This is a genomic window from Flammeovirga sp. OC4, assembly GCF_000812565.1.
In the GTDB taxonomy this organism is placed as follows: domain Bacteria; phylum Bacteroidota; class Bacteroidia; order Cytophagales; family Flammeovirgaceae; genus Flammeovirga.
In genome coordinates, this window is record NZ_JTAM01000039.1 from 1 (window position 1) to 20432 (window position 20432).

A 20432-nucleotide genomic window follows, 5' to 3' on the forward strand; every position below is an offset into this window, starting at 1 on the left:
ATGGTCTGCACCATCCACTGATGCAAGTTTATCAGTCTTAAAAGTTGATGATGTAGCAGTAGAAGGTTTTGATGGCTCGACATTAGACTATACGATTACTTATGCTTACGGCACTGAAGGTTCACCGAAGTTGTCAGCAGAGACGACAGATGCTAATGCGACATTTGAAATCAAGGATTCAGATATTGAAGGAGCTGCCACAGTAGTAGTAACAGCTCAAGATGGAACAACTGAATTGACTTATACCGTAAATTATGTATGGTCCGCTCCATCCACTGATGCAAGTTTATCAGTCTTAAAAGTTGATGATGTAGCAGTAGAAGGTTTTGATGGCTCGACATTAGACTATACGATTACTTATGCTTATGGTACAGAAGGTTCACCGAAGTTATCAGCAGAGACAGCAGATGCTAATGCGACATTTGAAATTATGGATTCAGATATTGAAGGAGCTGCAACAGTAGTAGTAACAGCTCAAGATGGAACAACTGAATTGACTTATACCGTAAATTATGTATGGTCCGCTCCATCCACTGATGCAACACTAAGCGAAATAGCTTTGGATGGTGTTCTTTTAGACGGATTCTCAAGCGATCAATTCTCGTATACAGTAGCTGCAGCTGAACTTCCAACAGCTACAGTAATAACTACAGATGAGAATGCAAAGGCAGAGATTATACCTATAGATGCGTTTGGTGGAGTAATAGAAATTGTTGTAACTGCCCAAGACGGTATTACGAAACAGACTTATACTATTACAGTAACACAATCGACTCCTACATCTGTAGAAGATTTCAATGCAAAAGTGAACATCTATACTTTCAACAAAAGCTTAATTGTTAATTCAGAAGAAATGCTTGATGGAAGTGTACTTCAAGTGATCAATATCCATGGTCAGCTTATCCATAAACAATCATTAAATGGATTTAAAGCGGAAGTATCTAACCTACCTCAAGGAGTATTAATAATTTTAGTTGGAAATGAGGATGGAATTTTAAGAAAGAAAGTCGTCATTGAATAATTAGCGATATAGCTCAAATTTAGTTAGAAAAGAGAGGTACCATCTTGGGTACCTCTTTTTTTGTGTCAAAAAAACAATTCTTAAAATCAGCTGAGATATACGTATTCCACACCATGTTAAAAACTTACCATAACGAGGTAATTCTTAAGAAGTTGATCACTGGGCAAGTATCTATCTTGAGGCGTAATAAATTTATAACTAAATGCATGAGATGATGCCAGCTTATCGATATGTATTTACAACCTCAGTTTAAATAATGGAACATTTACTATTAAACTATTCCAGAACTACAAAACTACTACTCTCATTTGTGCTCCTTTCACTTTACACTAAAAGTGTGTTTGCACAGCAACCTACTACCACTTCTGACCCTTCTGATGTTTGGGAAATCCGCTGGAGTGCTTCCGATGAATTTAATGGGAACACGCCCGACTGGTCCAAATGGATCAGAACAGGAAACCTTCCAAACACTACGGCTTGGAAATGGGACAACAGCAACAATGTGAAAATTGAAGACGGTGTAGCCGCTTTGACGATGCGTCAAAATCCTAACAATGCTTCTGATGGAGGGACTTATTTTAAGTCAGGCATCTTGAAGTCGTATCAAACTTTTACCTATGGTTACTATGAGGCTAAAATTAAAGGTGCAGATATTGGTGAAGGTGTTTGCCCATCATTTTGGCTTTTCTCCAACTTTGATTATTCTGTAGGCAATGGCAAAACGGTGTACAGTGAAATTGATGTGGTGGAACTTCAACAATTCGACTGGTATGAAGGACATCAAGACGACATCTATGACATGGATCACAACCTTCATGCAGTAGTGATGCAAAACGGATCAGGAGTATGGAGAAGACCAAAACAACACCCTGATGAGCAATTAAACAAATTTAGAGCTCCTTGGGACCCCACAAAAGATTATCATATCTATGGATGTGAAGTGAATGAAAACGAAATTATTTGGTACGTTGATGGTGTTGAAGTGGCGAGAAAGCCCAATACCTATTGGTACCGACCAATGAATGTTACATTGTCTTTAGGCTTGAGAAAACCTTTTGTAGAATTCTACAACAACAGAAACAATGCAGTAAATCCTGAAACAGATCCTGAAGCGAAAGCGCAGTTGCCAGGTATGCCGACAACCATGTATGTAGATTATGTAAGAGTTTGGGAAAAATCATCCTCTACAGCGCCTCCCTCGGTAGGAGTAGGAGAAATCGGTAACCCTAGCTTTGAAGAGGGCGATCTTTCTTACTGGAGTGCAAGTATTGGTTTACAGGAAGTGGTGACAAATACGAAGTCATCAGGTAGTTATGGTGCTAAAATTACAAATGGTAATGTGGCACAAGTTATAACTTTGGCAGCCAATACGACTTACACGATCTCTGTTGATGGAAAAGTGGGCTCAAATGGCACGAGTGCTTTTTTAGGTATTACGAATGCTGTAACAGGTGATTTTATTACTAATCAAGAGTTTACATCTACAGCGTTTAGTAACAAAAGCATTACGATTACTACGGGTTCATCTGAGGAAAGATACAGAGTATGGTATTATTCTTCTGGAGAGGCTTATTGTGATAACTTTACAATCGGAACAGGCGGCACACCTCCTGCCGATGTACCTGTAAATGGTGTATCTCTAAACAAAAGTACTTCTACGATTGGAGTGGGTGAGTCTGTTCAATTAAATGCATCGGTATCCCCCTCTAATGCCACTGATAAAACAGTAACTTGGTCTACAGCGAATGGTTCTATTGCTTCAGTTAATAATGGAAATGTAACAGGAGTAGGTGCCGGTACTACTAAAATTACAGCAACAACAAGAGATGGTAATTTCAAGGCCGAGTGCACAATTACGGTAACTGCTGGAAGCAGTGGCGGAGGTGGAAATTTGCCCACTACTGGTAGTGTGATTTGGCTACAAACCCTATCAGATGATTACGTTACTGTCAACACATCACAAGGAACAGCACTTCAAGCTACAAAATCATCAGTTTCTAGTTTTGAAGAGTTTACAGTGTTGGATGCAAACGGTTATTATGCCTTAAAATCTGTGGCTACTGGAAAGTATGTAACAGTAGCTTCTGATAATTCAATAAAATGTGGAGCAACAGGTATTTATGAAAGACAAAAATTCACTTTTGAATTAACATCAGATGGATATTTGATCTTGAAAGGAAAGATTAATGGAAAGTACATCAGTACGAACAGTTCAAAGGCTTTGATCGCAAATCAATCGAATGCTTCAGGAGCAACAAAATTTAGCTGGGAAAATGGTTCTTCTTCAAGAGTCAATACAATCCAGCAAACAAGCTTTGAGCAAGAGATTACGATCTATCCTAACCCTTACAAGTTTGGTAATTTATACATCAACCTAGGTGAGGTGCGAAGTGGAACGCTTCGAGTTTTTGATATAGGCGGAAAAGAATTTATTAATAAAACATTCAAAGGAATCGACGAAATAGTTCTTAAACAAGATGAATTGATGAACCACAATGGTTTATTAATTTTCCAAATAGTAACAAAAGACGGCACTGCTACAACACGGACAATTTGTAATTAACACACTACTAAAGGCTGGCATTCTTGTCAGCCTTTTTTCATTCTTATATTCTATAAATAGTTGATTTACTATTAAGCACATTGTAAACTAAGTTTACGTTATTTATATTGTTTAGAAATCAGGAGATTTCTGATGATCTGAAGGACACGAATGACGCTGACGCTTAACATTCGCGCCATTGAGTTTTCTACCATTTTAGTTTGGTAGTTTTCCCCCTGGCATTGACTTCAAAGCCTTGAATTTTTTGCTTCTTTTTGTTTCAAGACAAAACGAAGAGGAAAGAAGCTTGAAAGTTGATCCTATCAATGCTTGCAGAAAGATTTATTAAAAAATGACGATAATTTAGTTTACAACAGATTAAGTGCACTGTAAACTAAGTTTTCGAATATTTATGATTTTTAGAAATCAGGAGATTTCTGTTGATCTGTAGGACACGAATGCCGCTAACGCTTAACATTCGCGCCAGTGGCATTCACCCCAATTCGTTTGGCAGTACTTTCCTCGGCCTTGAAGGGAAAAGCGTTAAGAATTTCATGAAGTGAGTCGTTAAAAATGATTTTGTTGTTTGAGCGCAGCGAGTTTAAAATCATTTAGGCGAGAGAAATGGAATTTAGCTTTTGACTTCAAAGCCTTGAATTTTTTGCTTCGTTTTTGTTTCAAGACAAAACGAAGAGGAAAGAAGCTTGAAAGTTGATCCTATAAATACTTGCAGAAAGGTCGATTAAAAGTTGACGATAATTTAGTTTACAACAGATTAAGTATCCGTTTAAAAGAGTTGTTATCTGTAATGGTTAAAACAGCTCTCAATTCTCTTTACCTCCAATCACTTATGCTAATTTTTTACCGAGAATGGATAATTTTTAAGAATTCATTCAAAGCCGAACCCTCTAATTTTACATTATGATCAAAGCCTTGTAATTGGGAACTATTCAAACTTTGGTCAATCAAGCTAATTACTCAGAAAAGTTTAAGACTATATATTAAATGAAAAAATTATTTGTAATGGCTTGTGCTGCCCTGATGACTCAGGTAGGTGTAGCACAGGAGAGAGGCGTTTTAGGGCAAGCAAATACCCCTAATGTAGCATTGAAAAGTATCAATTTAGGAGACTGTAAGTGGACAGAAGGTTTCTGGGCAGACAAATTTGAAGTGGCAGAAACGAATATGGTACCTTACATGGGAGAAGTGTTGACGGGTGATGTAGGACACGCTTTGAATAACTTCAAAATTGCGGCAGGGATGAAAGAAGGGAAGCATCAAGGTATGCATTGGCATGATGGTGACTTCTATAAGTGGATTGAAGCAGCAATGTATGTGTATGCTCAAAACGGTGACAAAACGTTATTAGAAGAGATTGATGGTTATATCAAGATCATTGGTGAGGCGCAAGAAGATGACGGGTATATTCAGACGCAAGTACAGTTAAGATCTAATGTAGACCGTTATGAAAACCGTAAGTATCATGAGATGTACAATACGGGACACTTATTAACGTCTGCATGTATACATCATAGAGTTACAGGTCAGTCAAATTTCTTGGATATCGCAGTAAAGCATGCTGATTTCCTTTATAAGACATTTAATACAGATAACCCTCGTTATGGTCGTTTTGGTTTCAATCAAACTCAAATTATGGGATTGGTGGAGATGTATAGAACTACTGGGAATAAAAATTATTTAGACCTAGCGGAACGATTCATTAACAACAGAGGAAAATATGAAGTAGAAGAAACGCCAGAAACGCAAGGTTACCCTATCGGTGATATGGTACAGGAGAGAGTGGCATTGCGTGATGCAGATGAAGCAGTTGGTCACGCTGTATTAGCATTGTATTACTATGCAGGTGCGGCTGATGTAGCTTCAGAAACAGGTGAACAAGCTTTAGTAGATGCATTGGACAGGTTATGGGATAATGTTACGAATAAGAAGATGTATGTTACTGGTGCAGTAGGACAAGCGCATTATGGAGCATCAACGAACCGAGATAAGATTGAAGAAGGTTTCATTGATGCTTACATGATGCCAAACATGACAGCCTACAATGAAACATGTGCCAACGTTTGTAACTCAATGTTCTCTTACAGAATGTTAGGCTTACATGGTGAATCAAAATATGCTGATATCATGGAGTTGGTATTGTATAACAGTGGTTTGTCAGGTATTTCTTTAGAAGGTAAAGATTACTTCTATTCGAACCCACTAAGAATGGTGCACGGATCAAGAGATTACTCAAAACATAACACTGAAACACCGGTTAGAGAGCCTTATTTAGAGTGTTTCTGCTGTCCTCCAAACATTGTTCGTACCATTGCAAAGTCAGCGAACTGGGCTTACAGTTTATCAAAAGACGGTCTTGCAGTAAACCTTTATGGTAGCAATAGATTGGAAACGAAACTACAAGATGGCTCAACAATTATTCTGAACCAAGTAACAAATTACCCTTGGGAAGGAACGGTAAATATTACGGTAGAAAAAGCAAAGAAACAAGCTTTTGATGTGATGTTGAGAATACCAAAATGGGCTGTAGGTTCTTCTGTAAAAGTAAACAACGAAGCGGTAGATGTAAAAGTGGTAGAAGGAGAGTTTGCTACGATTAATAGAAAATGGAAGAAAGGTGATATCATCACTTTAGATATGCCAATGGAAGTGCAATTGGTGGAAGCAAATCCTTTAATCGAGGAAGCAAGAAACCAAGTAGCGGTAAAAAGAGGACCTATCGTGTATTGTGTTGAAACACCTGATTTACCGAAGGGTACAAAAATATTAGATGTTTATTTTAAAGGAGGAGCACCATTAAAAGTAAATTATGATAAAGATCTTTTAGGAGGTGTGGCAACTGTAGAAGCACCAATATTGATCAGAAAAGACCAAACAAAAGAGGACATGTATTCAACAGTAGATGTTCCAAAATTTGATGAGTCTTCTATTCAACTCGTTCCTTATTTTACATGGAACAACAGAGGGAAAGCAGAGATGACAGTATTCATGCCAGTGATTTGGAATAATTTATAAAAGCACAACAAGCAAGGAGAGTAGATCTCCTTGCTTTTCTAGCCTTAATAAACGAATTATAGAATGGACTTATTCGCAATTTTATTAATATTATGTGCCAGTTTCTTTCAAGGAACCTTTGGTCTTGGAATGAAGCACATTGCTCCCTTAAAATGGGAGAATTGGTGGTTGGTACATGCCACTACCGCCATGATTATATTACCCATGGGTTGGGCTTTATTCGTAGAACCTAATACTTTTTCAATCATAGGTGAGATCGATCAATCTGTCATTTTTATGGCCATGCTTTTTGGTTTCTTATGGGGTATTGGCGGAATTCTTTTTGGAGTGAGTGTAGAATATACTGGCGTTAGTATTACGTATGGTATTGTGATGGGCTTGGCCGCTTCAATGGGATCGTTAGTACCACTTTTCCAAATGGAAACTTTACCTGAAAACATGCCTTTGGTCTTAAGTGGTGTAGGATTACTCTTAGTCGGTGTTGGCATTACAGCAGTGGCTGGTGTGAAAAGAGACAAAGCTCAGAACAATGTTTTAGATGCCGAACAAGATTTTGAAGAAGATGGAGATGTTTTAGTGGCAAAACCTGCAGTAGCAGTTCAGCCTAAAAAATCCATTAAAACAGGCGTATTGATCGCAGTGACAAGTGGTGTTCTTTCCGCTTTATTGAATGTTGGTTTTACCAATGCATTACCCGTAGCAGACAATGCGGTAAAGAATTATGGCACAAACCCTACAGACGCAAGTTTAGTGGCATGGGTAGTGGTATTGATCGGAGCTTACTTGATGAATTTTGGTTTTGCAATGTTCAAACTTGTTCAAAACAATTCATGGGGTGGATTTAAAGTACAAGGTAGCTCAAAAGCCTATTTATGGTCGATTTTGGCCGGTGTCTTTTGGTTTGGTGCCTTGGGTATTTATGGACAAGGAGCCGCATTGATGGGAGACCTTGGACCAGTATTGGGTTGGCCTATGATGTTAGGTATCTCTTTGATCATCAGTAATGTTTGGGGATACAGATCTGGGGAATGGAAAGGAGCCTCTTCCTCTTTTAAAATCTTATTAGGAGGCTTAGTAGTATTAATATTTGCGATTTGCCTTTTGGGCTATGCAAATGCATAAATAGAATAGAAAATGAAAATCGTAGATATAACACCTTACGTATTATCCCAAGAATTAGAAACACCATTTTATTTTTCCCAATGGCATTATGCTTCAAGAAAAATATGCTTGGTGAAAATCACTCTTGAAGATGGTACTTACGGTTGGGGAGAAGGTTATGGTCCTGCTGATATGATCAAGACAGGGATTGATTTTCTAAAAGGTTTCATCATCGGTGAAAACGTTTTAGAAAACGAGAAAATCTGGCAGATCATGTACCTCAGAACATTGGACTTTGGTCGAAGCGGAATTTTTAATGCAGCGATCAGTGCCATTGATGTAGCTTGTTGGGATTGTAAAGGAAAAGTATTGCAGCAGCCTGTTTCAGTGCTGTTAGGAGGAGTGAAAAACCCTATTATTCATCCTTATGCAACAGGTTTTTATTTTACTGATTCTCCAACATTAGAGGAGGATTTGATCAAGGAAGCCAATTATTATAAAGAGCATGGATTCAGGGCGGCTAAAATGAAAGTCGGTTTGGGTATTGAAAAAGATGTTCATTATGTCAATCTATTAAAAAATGCGTTGGGTGATGATGTCAAACTCATGATTGATTCCAATCACGCTTACAACTATAGAGAGGCATTAGAATTATGTAAAAGAATAGAGCACCTTAATATTGGATGGTTTGAAGAACCTGTTCACCCTGAGGATTTTAATGGTTATCGTTCACTTCGTGAAAATACAACGATTCCAATTGCAGGAGGAGAGTGCGAATACTTGAAACATGGTTTTAAGCGACTCTTTGAAAATGACAGCGTGGATATTGCACAGCCAGATATTTGTGCTACCGGAGGACTGACGGAAGTGAAGAGAATTGCCACTTTAGCCCAAAGCTATCATAAAGATATCGTGCCACATTCATGGGGAACTTGGATTGCCATCAGTGCAGCTATTCATTTTGTAGCAAACCTGGACCAAAACCCTGGTAGAATGTTTAGAAATGCGCCAATGATTGAATTGGACAGAACAGAAAACCCATTGAGAGATGATGTGATTGAGCATCAAATTGAAGTCATCAATGGAGAAATTAAAGTACCTGAATTACCAGGTCTAGGAATTGAAGTAAACCAAAAATATCTAAATAAATATGGAGACAATAGTTCAAAACAAAGCCTTGAAGTTTGGCAGTAAAAAGTTATATATCAACGGAGAATTTGTAAATGGAGCTACTAACGCAACTACTTTTGCAACTTGTCCTCATGATCAACAGCCAATTTGTGAAGTAGCACAGGCGACAAAAGAAGATACAGAATTTGCGTTACAATCTGCACATGAAGGGTTCTTGGTATGGTCTAAGTTACCATTAGAAGAACGTCTGGATTGGATCGATAAACTACGCAATAAAATTATAGAAAATGGGGACCTTTTAAGAGAAGCCGTTTGTCATGAAATGGGCAAAACATGGGATGCTTCAGTAGAGGACCTTACAAGTATTACGGATTCATTAGCATTTTACAGTCATGAAATGAGAGTGAAGTCGGAGTTTGAAATCGAGGATCGTCAAGGAACGCATACGCATAGAATGGTCTACCAACCTTTGGGTGTAGTGACGGCTTTTCTAGCTTGGAACTTCCCTTTGCTGAACCTTGGTTTTAAACTTGGACCTGCACTAGCAGCAGGAAACTCAATTATCATTAAAGCCTCAGAGTCTTCATGCATTTCTTCTTTAATGATTGCTGAATTTGCCCACCAAATCAACTTCCCTAAAGGTGTGATTACGGTATTGTGTGGTAATCGTCAAAATGTAGGTATTCCATTGTGTGAGAGTACTATACCGAAGTTGGTAACGATGATTGGTTCTACCTTTACAGCTCAGAAACTGATTGAGCAATCGGTGAAGACTTCCATCAAAAGATATTCAATGGAATGTGGGGGTAATGCTCCATTTATTCTTTTTGAAGATGGTAATATGGAGGATGCATTAGGAATCACAAAGGCGATCAAATTTGGCGGAAATGCAGGTCAAGTGTGTGTGGCCCCTAACCGTTTTTACATTCACGAAAGTGTGTATGATCAGTTCCTTTTACAGTTGGTTGAAGCAGCGAAAGGTACCAAATTAGGTTTCTTCAAAGAGCAAGGTATCAATATGGGACCTTTGGCGAATGCCGCTCAAATTGAATCGGTTTCAAGCTTTGTCAACCAATGTGTAGAACAAGGAGGAAAGATCCTTACAGGAGGTAAAAAAGTAGAAGGAGAAGGCTGCTATTTTGAGCCAACAGTGATTGAATTGGACAACCACAAAGCAGACATTCTTCAGCATGAGGTATTTGGTCCTGTATGTGTCATCATGAAGTTCTCTACGCTGGAGGAAGTTCTTGAATACGCCAATGACTCCACTGCCGGTTTGGCTTCTTATGTTTTCTCAGAAAATGAGGAAATCTTAGAAACTGTAGCGATGGCATTGGAATTTGGAGAAGTGCAACAGAATGGGGTAAAATATGATATCAATCTTCCACACCTTGGTGTAAAGAATAGTGGTATCAGTATGGACTGTTCGAAGTTTGCATTGGATGACTATTTGGTTTTAAAACGAATCAGTAAAAAAATATAATCATGAGCTTACCCAAGACATTTATAAGCTGTGATTGGGGAACTTCCAATTTTAGGTTGAGAGTGATTGATACCTCTACCTTGGAGGTGATCAAAGAATTTTCTTCAAGTGAAGGCGTAAAGGAAGTGTATCAAAGTTATGTTGCTCAACAGAAGTTGGATAAACACACTTTCTATGCAAATTTCCTAAAAGAGAAATTGAAGGAAGTAACAGATCTAGCGCAAAAAACGATTGTAGTCGCTTCTGGTATGGTGTCTTCCTCAATGGGTATGTATGAGTTGGATTACACCTCAATGCCTTTTTCTTCAACTGGAGAGGAGTTATTCAGTAAAATGGTCACTATCTCTGAGGACCTTTCTCTTTTGATTATCTCTGGTGTGAAACAAGAAGATAATGTGATGAGAGGAGAGGAAATTCAAGCACTTGGTTTAACAGCCTATTTAGAAGGAATTGAAGCAGGCGTATTATTACTACCTGGTACGCACAGTAAACACCTGACATTTAAGGAAAATACTTTTCACCTATTTGACACTTTTATGACAGGAGAAATGTTCGATATGTTGAGTAAGCATAGCATCCTTTCGAATTCAATAGCCAAAGGACCTTTAACTGAAAACACTGAGAAGGCTTTTAGAGAAGGGGTAAGAAAAGCCATGGTTGAAGGGGTGAGCAAAAACTTATTTAAAGTTCGAGCGAAGTCACTTTTGGAGAATAGAGATAAAGTAGAAAGCTATTATTATCTCAGCGGACTATTGATTGGAGATGAACTTTCTTATTTGAAAGCACAAAACCAAAAAGTATGCGTAGCTGCGTCTGGCTTGCTTAACCGTCTTTATCAGATGGCATTGGAAGAAGTGATACATGATCGTGAAAGGTTATTCTTTTTTAATGAAGATATTCTTGAAAAAGCATTATTAACTGGACAGAAAAAAATATTAGAACAACAACATGAGTGTGTGTAAGATAAAGGAGTTTTCATGGACACAATTTCATGAAACTCCTATTGTGGGGATTCTAAGAGGTATAGATGAAGCCACTTTAAATCGAATTATACCTATCTATATTCAAGCAGGCTTAAGTACTATTGAGGTGACACTCAATACACCTAATGCTTTGGAGTTTATTCAAAAACTTATAGCATTATATCCTGATTTAAATGTAGGAGCCGGAACGGTTTGTAATGAGTCTGACTTGGAAAAGGCATTGGAAGCAGGTTCACAATTTATTGTGACTCCAATTGTAGATCAAGCAGTCATCTCGAAATGTAAAAAGCTTGGAGTACCAATTTTTGTAGGAGCCTTAACTCCAACAGAAATTTATACTGCATGGACAGCGGGAGCTTCCGCAGTAAAAATATTCCCTTGCTCACAGTTCGGTGCTAACTATATCAAAGATATCAAAGCACCTTTAAATGAAATCAAAGTATTACCTACTGGAGGAGTGGATAGTAATAACATTCAATCATTTTTCAAAGCAGGTGCTTACGGTGTGGGTATGGGAGGTTCTTTGTTTCCGAAAGATTTACTTGCCGAGGGACAAGAAGAAAAGTTACTTTCTCATTTCATGAAATTGAAGAGTACTTTTCAATAGGAATTGAGAGAGAATAAAATATTTGTGATGCGATAAAAGCAATTGGGCTATTCGAGCTCTTTTTGTCTAAACGCAGTCTTTTGATTTATGATTATATTCATTTTGAATATGCCATAGTCTGGTGATCAAAGGCTGTCTTACAAGAAGATGCTAGTATAGCCCTGTTTTTTACATTATTCATAATCAGTAAATTGTTCTACTAATCCTTGAAATTAGCAAACTCTCCAAATAACAATAAATAAAATAAAAATGAATGATTAAAGAACAATTTTCATTGCATATAAATGACAACATAAAGAAAAGATATATTTATGATAGAATGATTTTTACGTTATTTTTTAATCTTGTGTAAACCAATACGTTGTAAACTAAATTTTCGTTGACTTTTAATCAACCTTTCTACAAACATTTATAGGCTCTACTTTCAAGCTTCTTTCTTCTTCATTTTTCCATTGATGAAAAACGAAGCAAAAAATCTAGGCTTAGAAGTCAAAAGCTAAATTCCATTCCTCTCGCCTATTGAAAGGGGAACTCGATCAAAACTTCATCGTTTTGAGATGCTCAAACAAGAAAATCATTTTTAACGGCTCAATTTATGAAATTCTTAACGCTTTTCCCTTCAATGCTAGGGGGAAAACTACCAAACTAAAATGGTAGAAAACTCAATGGCGCGAATGTTAAGCGTCAGCGTCATTCGTGTCCTTCAGATCATCAGAAATCTCCTGATTTCTAAACAATATAAATAACGACAACTTAGTTTACAATGTGCTTAGTAGCTACACCCAAATATTTCAATTATCTCAAAAAGGATTTTTAATTTTTCATATTGAAATAATAAATAAAAGAGGAGTAGTGATTTGAATAATATAGGGGGTGAAATTTAATATTAACAACTTACCTCCCTCATTAACTGTACATAAAAGATTAGGTTTGATGCTGCAAATTATTGGAGATGCTGAAATAAATAAACTGAAATTAACTATTGTATGAAATGAATAAATTGATCTCATCTGACTATTCTATGGTAATTTTATGTTTACCAGTATTCACTCCTATTTTTAAAACAAGTTTTGGAACATCAGAACTATCTACTATTTATTAAATGAAAAAAATAATTATCGCATTTCTCTTATTATTAAGTGCTTTGAAAATGTTCGGACAAGAACAGCCCATCACTTACATAAATTTACATTTTTCTCATTCTTTGAGAATTCCCTACAAAACGGTTGATATAGAAGTTGTGAAAAGAAAGTCAGAAGTTGTGCTTTTTTTGACTTCAAAACCTGCAAATGAAGATAGTAAATGGGACTATTCTAATAAATCTGAAGAGTATAAGATTTCTGATCAAGAGTTTAATAACCTTTTGGATCAATTAGAAAAAATAAATACTAAAGATATCGCTCAGCATTTTGGGGAATTTACTCTAGATAGTTATTCGACTACCATAACATTTGGTGGGATTTCAAACAAGATTTCTTATACATTGGGCAGTTTAATAAAAGAGGAAGATTCGTCTTTAAAATATTACATGTCTTTGTGTAAAGACCTTTTAGTTTTAGCACAATTGGACCCTGATGAAATTCTTTAAGAAATTATATTTCATCAATATCATTTGACAAGGAATTAATGTGGCAGTAAAATGCAGAGAATAATAATAGCATTTTACTGCTTTTCAGTACATCTTACTTTATATTTACCCCAATAGGCACTTTACCTATTTCAATGAAATAAGAATTTTTCGCATGCGTTGGAGTGGATACCTTCCTACCTTTGTAAGGTAATTATAACGCTCTCAATCACTCTATCAAGTTTCTATTATTAATCCAGAAGGAAAAGATGAATGTAGATTGAAGATCAAACCATTTTTAACCTTAAAAATAAAGAAAATGAATAAATTAATTGTTTCTGTCTTTGACAATCAATCAAAAGCTTTTGAAGGTCTATCTGCTTTAAAGGAGTTAAATAACAATGGAGATATAAGTTTATATGCATCGACCGTGATCAGTAAAAATGACGAAGGAGAGATTACTGTAAACGAAAGTTCCGATCAAGGCCCAATAGGTACGGGGGTAGGAATGTTAACCGGAGCTTTTATTGGTTTGTTTGGAGGCCCTATTGGAATGGTAGCAGGAGCAATGGCAGGTTCACTAGGAGGTCTAATTTATGACTTTGATAAAGCAGGAGTCGATACCACTTTTATAGAAAAAGTATCAGAGGCGTTAGAGAGTGGCAAGACGGCCATTATTGCTGATATTGAAGAGGGATGGAATGCTCCTTTGGATACTAAAATGAAAGAATTAGGGGGGATTTTATTTAGAAGAAATAGGGCAGAGGTAGCTGAAGAGCAGTTTAACCGTGAAGCGGATGCTATTCAAGCAGAATTAGATGATTTGGAACATGAATTAGAGGTAGCTTCAGAAGCATCAAAAGAAAGTATTCATCAACAAATCAAAAATGTCAAAAAGAAAGCCGTGCTTTTAGAAGACGTTATTAATCAGAAAATTATAGATCTGAAAATTGAAACAGAAGCCAAAGCGAGTGAGTTGCAAAAACAATTGGGTAAAGCCAATGAAAATAAAAAGAAGAAGATCAATAAGCGTAAGGATGATTTAGAACTAAAATTCAATAAAAGTTTGAATAAGCTTTCTGAGGCATCTGAAAAGCTGACAAAATATATTTCATAGTTTATAATGTACTTACTATAATTAGTTATTAAAAGGTTGAAGCGTGTTGGATTTTATCCAGCATGCTTTTTTGTATTTTAAAAAGGTAGACCAAAAGCTGGAAAAGGGATTGATCCATCAATTTTAGAAAACTTAAGGGAGAGTAGATGGTCATAGTGGTGAGGTAGTGGTATAAACTTTGGAGGTTTGCAGTATTACCCCAATAAAATAATGACCCTGCGTTTTATCATAAAACGTCATTAAATCTTAAAATACCTTTAGATTATGATTCTAAACTTTAGAAATGTAAAAAATAACAATATTTTTGCTACGTTAATTTTTTGAGTCGAATGAAAACAAAATAGTATTTTGAATGGAGACGAGTTCGCTTCAATGCATTCCTAATACACCAAGATATACCGAATGAAAGATATAGTAACTCAAGCAGGTTCCATAAGTTTAGAGTTGACGGACGAGTTGACAGACGATGTAGTAGAAATGTTGGACAACACATTGTGGGGAACTGAAGGCGGAGTTAGATATACTCACACTGCAACAGAGGAGAACCTTAGATTCACAAAAAAAGCTTATTTCTTAAATCTTAGAAGAGGGGAGAACTTATTGAGTTCTATCACCTTAATTCACAAATCAACAAAATTTGAAGGAAAAGATGTGGAGACGTATCATATCCGTTATTTTGCATTTGTGAGTTCACTGCAAAGCTCAAAACAAAATCCTAATAAAAAGAAAAGAAAAAATAGCTTTCTTGATCAACAATTAATCAGCTTCTTCAATACTTATCAAATGCCTGAAAGTAAGGCTAATGGTACTCCTCAAATTTTCCAAGCTCAGGTAGAAAATGATAACCTGCGTTCCAAGATGTTCACTGAAAAAGTGGGATTCAGAACAATTGGTAAGATGACAACGCTTACATTTAGTAGAGTAAGTCCATCTTTTCATCCTTCTGTAAGAAGAGCAACAGAGCAGGAAAAACCAAAAGTAATGGCTTTGGCGGATGAGTTTTATAAAGATTATGCTTTCTATTCATCCGAAAACATGTGTAGAAATAATGATGTTTTTGTGTTGGAGGAAAATGGAGAAATTATAGTAAGTGCTCAAGCCTATAAAGGACATTGGAAATTCCAACACTTGCCGGGTGCTGAAGGAGTTATTGCAAAATATTTATTACCTTATATTCCATACGCCAATCGACTTTTTAATTTTAAAAATCACAGATTTGTAACATTTGAGGGGCTGAATTGGAAGAAAGGACATGAACATAGAATTCAGGACCTAATATCTGCCGTATTAAAAGAATTCAATCATTATGTTTCATTCCTTTGGATGGATCCAGAATCGGAGCATTACAGATTGAGTAAAAAACATGTAGATTGGGGCGTGTTGGATCATCTTAACAGTGGTTCAAAATCATCGATCATCATCAGGACAGATCAAGAAGATGAATATGAACGATACGCATCACTCGATAAATTCATTTCTAATTTTTATATATTGTAAACCCAGACTAAACTCTGGGTTTTTCTTTGACTAAAAGTAGCTTCATACTCCATGATTTTTTCAATAGATAAATACAACGAATTCACTGAAAAATTTGAAAAATACCCTGAAGACAGCCAACATAAATACATTATTGTAATGTTAGGTGCTGGTTTGCAAGGGTTGAACAAAACAAGACTAAAGGATTTTCTGAAAGAATTATTACCAAATTTAAAGACGGTAGAGTTGACTAAAGAGATCAACGAGGTTCTCCAAGAATTGGTCAAGGAAGAATTTTTTTTTACGATTGAAAATAGAGGAGTAACCTATTATAAAGTGGATTCGGTGGAGTATTATCTGTCTGTTTTGATAAAAGCAAAAGGATATTTACAGAACGAATTATTTCACAGTGCTTTTAAAAACATTGTATTCGAACAAAAAAACTATCCAACATTTTGGGGTACTCTAAGTTATAAGCCGGAGTCTGTAATAAGAGATTTTGTAGTACCACTTACATCAAAGTTAAATTATCCTCTTCTACTTAGTAATTATTTTAATCCTGAGTTTTCAGATCCTTTAGGAACTTATTCATCAACGTTGTTTTTTGGCTTATATACCTTGTATTCATTTGGATATCTGGAAGATAATTTGAGTCCAAACTTAAGTGTTGAAATTTGGGATTTTATTTATAAAAGTTCCTATACTGCTTTATTAGATGGTGAGGTGGATGTACACACATTATCTACTTTTGAAAAGTACACTTCTAAAATGTACAAGGACGAAGGAGTAATGAAGGCCTTGCTATTGGTGTGTCAAGGGTATACCGATTCTGCGTTGGAAACGATACAGAATGCGGATAATTTTGATAAAGCCTTTGTGGAACTATATGTAGCTATAGCTTCTAAGGATAAAGAAAAAGTACTGGAAAAGGTATTAAGTTTTGCTGGAATAGAAAATATTCAGGCGAACTTCAAGAAAAAATCTTCAAAATTTTGGCAAGCATTAAGTGCTGATCAAGAATTGGTCTTAATGCTCTTGGTCTATCAAAAATACAAACAGCAATCCTTAAGTTTATTAAGAAACAGATACATCTACTTTGACAAAAAATCAAAAGAGGGCTTCCCATCTGCATTTTATTCGATCTTATTAGAAGCCGTGATTTACCTAAGTACAAACTCTTCGGTGGATGGATTATTATCAGAATATGAACTAGAAGAACACTTACGTTATCATCTTCACGAATCCTTAGTCAATGGCTATGGTCCATTGACAATTACATTTACCTATTGGATCTATGGTAAATTATTTGGAGAAAAAAGCTCACTTGACGAGGTGACCTATCTTTATTTACAAAATAAAGCCATTGAATTTCAAAAGGGTGGACATCAGTGGTACGCTTCATTGTATGCGAGTGCTGTAGTTGAAAATAGGTCAAGTGATGAAGATGTTGATTTGAGTTATTTGATTGATGAAGATCTCTTTCGTTTTGAAGATATTTTAAGTGCAGGTTTTGAAGAAGAATGGGAGTTATTGCTTCAAAAAATGGGAGCAATAGCGGAGGATTTTCATTTGATTGATAAAAAAGAAAACAAAGGAGTCAAAGAAGGTCGACTCTTATGGGTGGTGTCTGATCATAGGTTGTATGTGCAACCCATGGAGCAGACCAAGTTGAAGAACGGAAAGTGGAGTAAGCCTAAAAAAGTTTCTGATACTCGTTTATTGAAAAAAGGGGTAAAGGGGATGTTGGAAATTGATCACGAAATTCTGGACAAAGCCATTCGTACCTATGGAAGAGGATATATGGATTTCGATGTCTTGGAAGTATGGAAACGTTTAGAAGGACATCCTAATGTTGTTTTAGAATCGGATGATAATGTATCAGTGATTGTTGAAAAACGTCCTTTTGAATTACAAATTGATGAAGCAGGTGAGCATTATCGTATTTCTTTTGATAAAGACATCAATATCGATTTTCCACTAAAAAGAGAAACCCCTACAAGGGTGATCTATTATAATGTAGATAAAAAAATTAAGTATTGGGCTGAGAATTTCCCTCAAGAAATCGTCATTCCTAAAAAAGGAAAAAAACAATTAAAAGAGGCAATCACTGCTTTAGGGCAAACGCTGAATATTCACTCCAATGTGGAAGACATCAGAGAGGAATTGCCCGAAGTGAAAGCAGATCAAACTATTCATGCGTTGCTGACACCCAGGGGAAATAATATCCTGTTGGAAATTTATATGAAGCCTTTCAAAACCATTCCTCCGTATGTGACGCCTGCAGCAGGAAAGACGGTATTGGTGGAAGAAGTAGACCGAGTGCGTACAAGAGCAATCCGAAATTTAGACGAAGAAAAAGCCCTTTTAGAGAAATTCTATTACCAAAGACCTTTCTTAGATAATACCAACGATGGGCATCATGCTTGGGAATTATCCGATAGGGAAGAAACCTTGAATGCTTTACAAGAATTGCAGTTTGGCGATATAAAACCGGTGGTAGAATGGCCAAAAGGTGTTCGTTTTAAACTACTTTCAAAAGTTGGAGGTGAAAATATCACCATGAATATTCAGTCCAAAAAGCGAGATTGGTTTGCCGTTTCAGGTGAAGTGAAGGTAAATGAAGAAGTGATTGTTTCTCTTGAGTCATTATTAAAAGCCTTTAAAAACGATCCGAACAGCAGTTATGTAGAAATTGAAAAAGATCAGTTCATAGCGTTGACTGATTCTTTAAGAAAACAATTGGCGACACTGACAAGTGTAGCTGTAGAAGATAAATTAGATTTTAAAGTTCACCGTTTATCCTCTTATGGAGCACTGAATGCCTTGACTAATGAGGCATTAGTTAGAAGTGATAAATCATGGCAAACGTTGCAGGAGCAAATCAATACTGCTTCTGAAACTACTTATGCAGTACCTAACACACTACAAGCAACATTAAGAGATTATCAAGTAGAAGGATATCAATGGTTATCTCAATTGGCTTCTTGGGGTGGAGGTGCTTGTTTGGCTGATGATATGGGATTAGGTAAAACCTTACAAGGTATTGCTTTGATGGTAGAAAAAGCAAAAGATGGTCCTTCATTGGTAGTGGCTCCTTCTTCCGTAACGTTCAATTGGGTGAATGAAATCCGAAAATTTGCTCCTACTTTAAAACCTCATTTGCTTTACAATACCAATAACAGAGAGGTGCTATTAAAAAATGCAGGGGCATTTGATGTGATCATTTGTAGTTATGGTTTACTTCAATCGACCTATAAACCAATCGTGAAAAAAGATTGGAATATTGTTTTACTGGATGAGGCACAAGCGATCAAAAATAAAACAACCAAACGTTCTCAAGTAGCGATGCAGTTGGAAGGTAAAATGAGGATTGTAACGACGGGTACACCTATCGAAAACAACCTTTCAGAATTATGGAACCTCTTCCAATTCATCAATCCTGGCCTTTTAGGCTCATGGGAATCCTTTAATAAAAACTTTGTACTTAGAATTGATTCCGGAGATCAGCATCATGCTAAATCAGCCAAAAAAGTATTGCGAAAGCTGATTACTCCATTTATACTTCGAAGAAAGAAAAGTGAAGTGCTGGATGAACTTCCTTCAAAAACAGAATCAGTATTAAGCGTGAGTTTATCAGAAGATGAAATGACCCTATATGAAGCACATCGAAGAACTGCCCTAGAAGAAATTGAAGGGGTATTGGAGAAGAACAAGGATCAAAATGTACAACTTCAAGTGCTTGCCGAGTTGACCAAATTACGTCAATTGTGCTGTCACCCAAGTTTAGTGGATCATGAATTCCAATTGATGGGCAGTAAGATCACATTGCTTTTGGAAACGCTTCATGAATTGAAAGAAGGAGGACACCGAGCTTTAATTTTCAGTCAGTTTGTAGGCTTCTTAAGTATCATCAAAAAATACTTGGAAAAAGAAGGCATTTCGTATCAATATTTAGATGGTTCTACAACTTTGAAAAACAGAGAAAAAGGTATTAATGCTTTCCAATCAGGAGAAGGTGATGTGTTTTTAATTTCCCTAAAAGCAGGAGGGACAGGTCTTAACTTAACAGCGGCTGATTATGTGATTCACATGGACCCATGGTGGAACCCAGCCGTAGAAGATCAAGCTACAGATAGAGCACACCGTATGGGACAGAAAAGACCCGTTACAGTTTATCGCTTAATCTGTAAAGATACCTTAGAGGAAAGAATGATACAGCTGCATTCCGATAAGCGTGAATTAGCGGATGATTTACTCAGTGGCACAAATCAGGCGACGAAGTTAAATACAAGTGAATTGTTGAAGCTATTGCAGAAGAATGAAACGATATTAGAACCATAAGAATAATCAGAGCCCTTGAATAAGTGATTT

At 36.5% G+C, this 20432-nt stretch carries 12 protein-coding genes; all 12 read left to right on the top strand.

Going from position 1 to position 20432, the window contains the following annotated elements; translation table 11 throughout:
* A partial coding sequence (locus PL77_RS18380) for a T9SS type A sorting domain-containing protein (protein WP_044208610.1) occupies positions 1-1021 on the top strand: 1021 nt, incomplete at its 5' end.
* Between the two features lie 256 nt (positions 1022-1277).
* Positions 1278-3584 (top strand): family 16 glycosylhydrolase, encoded by a 2307-nt coding sequence (locus PL77_RS30790; RefSeq protein ID WP_052444544.1) that lies wholly within the window; start codon positions 1278-1280, stop codon positions 3582-3584.
* Between the two features lie 984 nt (positions 3585-4568).
* Positions 4569-6596 (top strand): glycoside hydrolase family 127 protein, encoded by a 2028-nt coding sequence (locus PL77_RS18390; RefSeq protein ID WP_082026620.1) that lies wholly within the window; start codon positions 4569-4571, stop codon positions 6594-6596.
* Between the two features lie 63 nt (positions 6597-6659).
* Entirely contained in the window at positions 6660-7718 is a 1059-nt protein-coding gene (locus tag PL77_RS18395; protein ID WP_044208613.1) for an L-rhamnose/proton symporter RhaT, read from the top strand.
* Between the two features lie 12 nt (positions 7719-7730).
* On the top strand, positions 7731-8891 hold the full coding sequence (locus PL77_RS18400; RefSeq protein ID WP_044208615.1) for a mandelate racemase/muconate lactonizing enzyme family protein: 1161 nt from the start codon (positions 7731-7733) through the stop codon (positions 8889-8891).
* Positions 8848-10311 carry an aldehyde dehydrogenase family protein gene (locus tag PL77_RS18405; protein ID WP_044208618.1) on the top strand — a complete coding sequence of 488 codons (1464 nt, stop codon included), beginning with the start codon at positions 8848-8850 and terminating at the stop codon, positions 10309-10311. Before PL77_RS18400 ends, PL77_RS18405 begins: the two co-directional genes overlap by 44 nt.
* 2 nt (positions 10312-10313) lie before the next feature.
* Positions 10314-11273, top strand: coding sequence for a 2-dehydro-3-deoxygalactonokinase (locus PL77_RS18410; RefSeq protein WP_044208620.1), 960 nt, complete (start codon positions 10314-10316; stop codon positions 11271-11273).
* The gene (locus PL77_RS18415) at positions 11266-11901 is read left to right on the top strand and encodes a bifunctional 4-hydroxy-2-oxoglutarate aldolase/2-dehydro-3-deoxy-phosphogluconate aldolase (protein ID WP_253273998.1); all 636 of its coding nucleotides are present in this window, start codon (positions 11266-11268) and stop codon (positions 11899-11901) included. The genes PL77_RS18410 and PL77_RS18415 overlap by 8 nt, the downstream gene beginning before the upstream one ends.
* A gap of 1102 nt (positions 11902-13003) precedes the next feature.
* Positions 13004-13489 carry a hypothetical protein gene (locus PL77_RS18420; protein ID WP_044208626.1) on the top strand — a complete coding sequence of 162 codons (486 nt, stop codon included), beginning with the start codon at positions 13004-13006 and terminating at the stop codon, positions 13487-13489.
* Positions 13490-13787: 298 nt separating this feature from the next.
* Positions 13788-14585, top strand: a complete 798-nt coding sequence (locus PL77_RS18425) for a DUF1269 domain-containing protein (protein WP_044208629.1) — start codon at positions 13788-13790, stop codon at positions 14583-14585.
* 402 nt (positions 14586-14987) lie between these two features.
* Positions 14988-16082 (top strand): hypothetical protein, encoded by a 1095-nt coding sequence (locus PL77_RS18430; RefSeq protein WP_044208631.1) that lies wholly within the window; start codon positions 14988-14990, stop codon positions 16080-16082.
* 51 nt (positions 16083-16133) lie between these two features.
* On the top strand, positions 16134-20402 hold the full coding sequence (locus PL77_RS30795; protein WP_052444545.1) for a DEAD/DEAH box helicase: 4269 nt from the start codon (positions 16134-16136) through the stop codon (positions 20400-20402).
* The last annotated feature ends 30 nt before the right edge of the window (positions 20403-20432 follow it).

Excerpts from the sequence above, each read along its gene's own strand:
- PL77_RS30790 (WP_052444544.1), top strand. The coding sequence starts at position 1,278 with ATGGAACATTTACTATTAAACTATTCCAGAACTACAAAACTACTACTC.
- PL77_RS18390 (WP_082026620.1), top strand. The coding sequence starts at position 4,569 with ATGAAAAAATTATTTGTAATGGCTTGTGCTGCCCTGATGACTCAGGTA.
- PL77_RS18395 (WP_044208613.1), top strand. The coding sequence starts at position 6,660 with ATGGACTTATTCGCAATTTTATTAATATTATGTGCCAGTTTCTTTCAA.
- PL77_RS18400 (WP_044208615.1), top strand. The coding sequence starts at position 7,731 with ATGAAAATCGTAGATATAACACCTTACGTATTATCCCAAGAATTAGAA.
- PL77_RS18405 (WP_044208618.1), top strand. The coding sequence starts at position 8,848 with ATGGAGACAATAGTTCAAAACAAAGCCTTGAAGTTTGGCAGTAAAAAG.
- PL77_RS18410 (WP_044208620.1), top strand. The coding sequence starts at position 10,314 with ATGAGCTTACCCAAGACATTTATAAGCTGTGATTGGGGAACTTCCAAT.
- PL77_RS18420 (WP_044208626.1), top strand. The coding sequence starts at position 13,004 with ATGAAAAAAATAATTATCGCATTTCTCTTATTATTAAGTGCTTTGAAA.
- PL77_RS18425 (WP_044208629.1), top strand. The coding sequence starts at position 13,788 with ATGAATAAATTAATTGTTTCTGTCTTTGACAATCAATCAAAAGCTTTT.
- PL77_RS18430 (WP_044208631.1), top strand. The coding sequence starts at position 14,988 with ATGAAAGATATAGTAACTCAAGCAGGTTCCATAAGTTTAGAGTTGACG.
- PL77_RS30795 (WP_052444545.1), top strand. The coding sequence starts at position 16,134 with ATGATTTTTTCAATAGATAAATACAACGAATTCACTGAAAAATTTGAA.